Origin of the sequence: Pseudoalteromonas sp. S3260, from assembly GCF_005886925.1 — a bacterium.
In the GTDB taxonomy this organism is placed as follows: Bacteria; Pseudomonadota; Gammaproteobacteria; order Enterobacterales; family Alteromonadaceae; genus Pseudoalteromonas; species Pseudoalteromonas tetraodonis.
Genome location: NZ_PNCV01000158.1, coordinates 1 through 3,414, shown reverse-complemented (window position 1 = coordinate 3,414; position 3,414 = coordinate 1). Strand labels below are relative to the sequence as shown.

Genomic DNA, 3,414 nt, shown 5'->3' with positions numbered 1-3,414 from the left:
ATGTGGTGTGGTTATTCCCCATAAATAGGCGATAACGCAGCATCAATGCCAAACAGGCGCTGCCCTTCGGGTTCTGCCTAGGGGCGATTTACTCTTTGTTGCCTACATGGATGTAGGTAAGGGGCGTGAGCAGGACGCGGAAGCTTTGCTCGGTTTTTACTTAGCCCACTAGGTTACAAACCTCGCGCCGCGATTAAACCGCCCCTAGTTTGAACAAATTGTAATCCGCAAAGGTCAACAGACCCTAGTATAAAAACAATTAAATATAGCCTTAAAAAGCGATAACTATTAACATGCAAAGGTAAGTAATTTCACTTTAATACGACATAACAACAAAAAGTCTTTTTACTAGAGGGAATTTTTATGGCTAATAAGCCAATAAGTGAAGATAATCCATTTGCTAATTTATCTGATGTGCAGTGTGAGCAGATCCAAAATTGGTACCAAAAGCATATTTCTTCAACTTTACATTCTTTACTTAAAGGCAGTAAGTCTGGTCAAGTAATAGACAGTAAATTGGAGCACGCGTTAAACGAAGCATTAAAAAACAGTAAACAGACCATAACCTATAAAGGCGATGGTAATTCGCCTATAAAATTACAAAATGCCAGTGTATTGGCCGAGCTCAAAGATACACGTAATTTGTTTCATGGTGCACAAGTTAAAATAAATAAGCTAGAACAAAAAATAACAACAAGTGCTGACGAAATACAATTACTAGAGACTCAAAAAAGCGAATTGCAGCTAGAAGTACGTAGCTTAAAGCAACGTTTAAATCACGTACTTTCAAGGGTAGAATCGCAAGGTGTCTCATTCCGAAAAAGCCATTATGTAGGACGTATATTAGTTCAGGCTTTGCGAGCAAGTTTTGAAATTGGCAGCAAACTCCACAAGGTGAGCCCTTTAAAAATCATGATTTTTACAAGCTTTTCCCGCGTGTTTTGTACTCAAGCTTATTAAAGGAAATAGAAAAACTGCTAGGGGAGCACGATTATAATCAAATCGAGCGTTCACTTAGTGATTTTGTGTTTAAACAAAAGGGCTCGCCTGTAGAAAATTGGCCAGATGAAGACCCGATTTACGAGACGCGGTTAATTAACCAAAAGCAGTCAGAGCTGTTAATAAAATTACATAGCCAACACCTGCAACGAAAAAACTTTACGTCCTATTTAGAAAAACGCCTTTCTAGTACTGGCTTTACCCATAAACACAGTGATTTATTGATGACGCTGGTTGAGTTTGCGACACACGATGAAAATAGCAAATTTTCTAGTTATTGCCATTAAGTTATTAGTAATGTTATTAGTAATGTTATTAGTATTAAAGCAACACCACTAAATATCATGTTGTTGTAGGCCAAGTATTTTTAATTTGGTTGCTAGGGTATTTTGTGCAAGTGTTTTTTTTACTATTTTATAAAGTGTGTTTACATTAAGTTGGTGTGTAGGGCGAATTAATAATTGGTGTTTATAGGTTTGCGCGACGCGTTCAGAGATAAGCAGCTTTTTTTTACTTTCTGGGTATTTATTGAGGTATTGATTTAAGTAAGAACGGGTAACAATCGCCATATCGCTGCGTTTTTTTAATACTAATTCAATACTTTTTTTATGACTGCTCAGTAAGGTCATTTTATATTCGTTTTCAAGTATTGATGGATTGTTTTCAAAGTTTGCTAGCTGATAGTGATAGCCTAAAATCCCAATGAGAGTTTTATCGTCTAAGTTATCAAACCAAGCTTGTGACTTTGCAAATTGTTTTAAAGCAATAAATACCTCGCTATCTGTTGCTATTACAGGGGAGTTACTGATTTTATGGTTGCCTTGTAGCCACCCCCAGTTTGGATCCTCAAAAAATACCGCATCGAACAAACCTTGCTGATAATCTTTAAAGCGCCGAATAGGTGTGGTGAGCACAAGCTCAAAATGATAGTCAGATTGTATTTTATTAAGTTCGCTAATTAGCTCTACGGTAAGGCCTGAAGCACGGCTGTCAACAATCTCTATGTAGGGAGGAAATTCATAGCCACCCACTTTGATTAGGGTTTTAGCTTGAACTTGCCCAGCAAAAATAAATAGCAATAGTAATGTAATGAGTGCGGCAGACTTCACAGGTAAATCCTTTCCTAGAATACTTTCTGATATTTCATCTTATAAGATAGCTCACTTGTTAACATAGTGTTAATTTTCAAGCAATAAATTCTGACTTTGCAACGTGATTAAATGGATGTTACCTGATATTTATTAAGGAAGTTTAGAGCGTGTGCGCTTTTTTGGAGCTTTTTGATGTTGGCGTTGCTTGATGGCGGGTGTTTCCCCAATGTTGGGTGTTTCCCCAATGTCGGGTGTTTCCCCCAATGTCGGGTGTTTCCCCCCAATGTCGGGTGGCGCGGCTTCGCCACTTAACCGACCTACGTTCCCAACAATTAACGTAGGTTGGATAAGCCAGAGGCGCCATCCGACGATGTTGGATAATTCAAAGGCGTTATCCTAAGGTATTGAATAACCCAGAGGTATTAGCCGTTTATTATAAGGAGATTTTTTGTGAGATATCGTAGAAATTATCAACCGGGAGGAACGTATTTTTTTACGGTTAATTTGCAGGATCGTAAAGAGTCATTATTGGTTGAGCATATTGGTTTATTGCGTGGGGCTGTGCGCTGGGTAAAAATGCATAAACCATTTTATATTGATGCGTGGGTGGTGTTGCCTGATCATATGCATGCAGTGTTAACTTTACCCGAAGGTGATAGCGATTATTCTGGTCGTTGGCGCGAAATTAAAAAACGTTTTTCTAAAGGCTTGCCTAAAAACGAACATGTATCACTCGCACGCATTAATAAAAATGAACGAGGGATTTGGCAACGCCGTTTTTGGGAGCATACCATTGTTGATGAACGTGATTATTGGCACCATGTAAATTATGTTCATTTTAATCCGCTTAAACATGGTTTGGTTGAACGGGTGGTTGATTGGCCTTATTCAAGCTTTCATAAAGCGGTCGCATCAGGAATGTACAGCCGCAATTGGTGTGGGGAATAATATAATATATTTTATGTCGGGTGTTTCACATACGTTAACAATAATGAACGTAGGTTGGATAAGCCGGAAGCGTCATCCGACGATGTTGGATAATTCAAAGGCGTCATCCGACGATGTTGGATATTGGTCATTACCGGTGCAGGCTTTGCTTTGTGTTGGGTGGCGTTTGGTGTTGGAATGTTACCTAATGTCGGGTGTTTCACCAATGTCGGGTGGCGCGGCTTCGCCACTTAACCGACCTACGTTCTTTTTTTAATTGGTACGACTGAGTGGATTCGAACCACCGACCCTTGGACCGGGTGATTAAGAGTAGGTAGTGCTTTTTCTTGAGGTGTTTTTTTGAATTGGTACGACCGAGTGGATTCGAACCACCGAC

The 3,414-nt window shown here is 39.3% G+C and carries 4 protein-coding genes; 3 read left to right on the top strand and 1 reads right to left on the bottom strand.

Translation table 11 applies throughout. The features are described from left to right. Window positions 1-363: 363 nt before the first annotated feature. Both CWC14_RS19835 and CWC14_RS19830 read left to right on the top strand, forming a co-directional pair. Window positions 364-960, top strand: coding sequence for a hypothetical protein (locus tag CWC14_RS19835; protein WP_249928778.1), 597 nt, complete (start codon window positions 364-366; stop codon window positions 958-960). 65 nt (window positions 961-1,025) lie between these two features. Then, complete coding sequence (locus CWC14_RS19830; RefSeq protein ID WP_249928777.1) at window positions 1,026-1,286, top strand: hypothetical protein; 261 nt, start codon at window positions 1,026-1,028, stop codon at window positions 1,284-1,286. A gap of 48 nt (window positions 1,287-1,334) precedes the next feature. On the opposite strand, the gene CWC14_RS17490 is transcribed toward CWC14_RS19830, so the two are convergent. Then, window positions 1,335-2,108, bottom strand: coding sequence for a transporter substrate-binding domain-containing protein (locus CWC14_RS17490; protein ID WP_138564170.1), 774 nt, complete (start codon window positions 2,106-2,108; stop codon window positions 1,335-1,337). 432 nt (window positions 2,109-2,540) lie between these two features. Here CWC14_RS17490 and CWC14_RS17485 point away from each other — a divergent pair, with 432 nt between their 5' ends. After that, window positions 2,541-3,038 (top strand): REP-associated tyrosine transposase, encoded by a 498-nt coding sequence (locus tag CWC14_RS17485; RefSeq protein WP_138564168.1) that lies wholly within the window; start codon window positions 2,541-2,543, stop codon window positions 3,036-3,038. Window positions 3,039-3,414: the final 376 nt, after the last annotated feature.